Source organism: Pseudomonas fluorescens, assembly GCF_902497875.1.
GTDB lineage: Bacteria > Pseudomonadota > Gammaproteobacteria > Pseudomonadales > Pseudomonadaceae > Aquipseudomonas > Aquipseudomonas fluorescens_BR.
Map to the genome: position 1 here is coordinate 1 of NZ_CABVHY010000149.1, position 1223 is coordinate 1223.

General features: G+C 57.4%; 2 pseudogenes. Both read right to left on the reverse strand.

Annotation, left to right across the window (positions count from 1 at the left end):
• Positions 1 to 836, reverse strand: a pseudogene (locus F8N85_RS34330) (hypothetical protein); the annotation flags it as partial.
• A gap of 143 nt (positions 837 to 979) precedes the next feature.
• Positions 980 to 1223, reverse strand: a pseudogene (locus tag F8N85_RS35385) (hypothetical protein); the annotation flags it as partial.

Sequence of the window (1223 nt, forward strand, 5' to 3'; positions counted from 1 at the left end):
GGCTCGTAGCGCTTCCAGGTGAAGGCATCGAGGTCCAGTGGTCGTTGTATTTTCTGTCCCCATGCCTGGCCGAAATCGCCAAGGGACGCATATGACTCTACGGTACCGGACACGCTACACAGCAGCGCCCGTGCCCCCTGAGTAATCAGCAGATCGGTGGACTGCAATGTCGTGGACTGGAGGCCTTTGGATGCAGTGGCTTGCAGGGTATAGGCGTGAATGGCCGGTAGAGGAGGACGGTCTTGTAAACAGGGGTGATCGACCAGTTGCAGGAGTGTCGTGGCCAATGTCGCATCGCCGCTCGACTGGCTGACGGCTGCTGCTCTCAGCGAGTCGCGCAGTTGATCGCCCAACCATTGCAAGCGACTGCTGCCGCTATTGCCGAGCTCATTCCAGTAAGCGACCAGGGTCTCCTGGAAACCGATGTACAGAAGGGAGGGGAGTTCCCGAATGACGTCTTCGATCATCGACAGGCTGGGCCAGGTGCTTTCAGCGGTATCGCCGATCGATCGGTAGGTTATTTTCTGCCGTTGCGCATTGACCAAACGGACAGGACGATCATCTATTTGTGTTGAAAAAACAGGGGTATCGCCGCTGGCGAGATAGGCAAGTACGACATCGACCAATGAGTGGGTGGTGTAGCCACCTGTTTCATTGGGAAAGTCGAGGTAAATCGAGCTGATCTCAGTATTGAGTGGCGCGGTTTTTTCAACAATCTGCTGCTCGAGCATCTTCGTCACAACCGAACGAAGCGTCGGTCGGTTGGCGAATTGAGTGCTGACCGCACGGGCAAGAATATTTAACCGGGAGGGGGAGGTAGACGTTGGTAGGGGCATGTTGCGTTCCTTCGCAATAGGGCTGATGCGACGCCCGTCAACCATGCAAAGCGTGGGTGGGCGCCAAGCTGTATTGCCAAGGGTAATGTACGAAAAGATCGGGGTGCGCCAGCGCGATACCACCCTCCAGAGCTGTAAATGTGCTAGAGGCACTCCATTGATGAGCACCAGCTACACGGGGTCGGTACCCAGCAGACATCCAATGCACTGCGCGCATCATCCAGCTGTACCAACGTCGCATGCCGAGCGCCCAACGCATCACGATTCTCGATTGCCGTGAGAATCGCCTTGTGTCGTGGCAACGCCAGTTCATGCAGGTTCGGCGGGCTTGCCCCTGCCGGCCGGTCCGCGCTCGGGCGCCGCAGTCGTAAAACCTGCACATGCGGT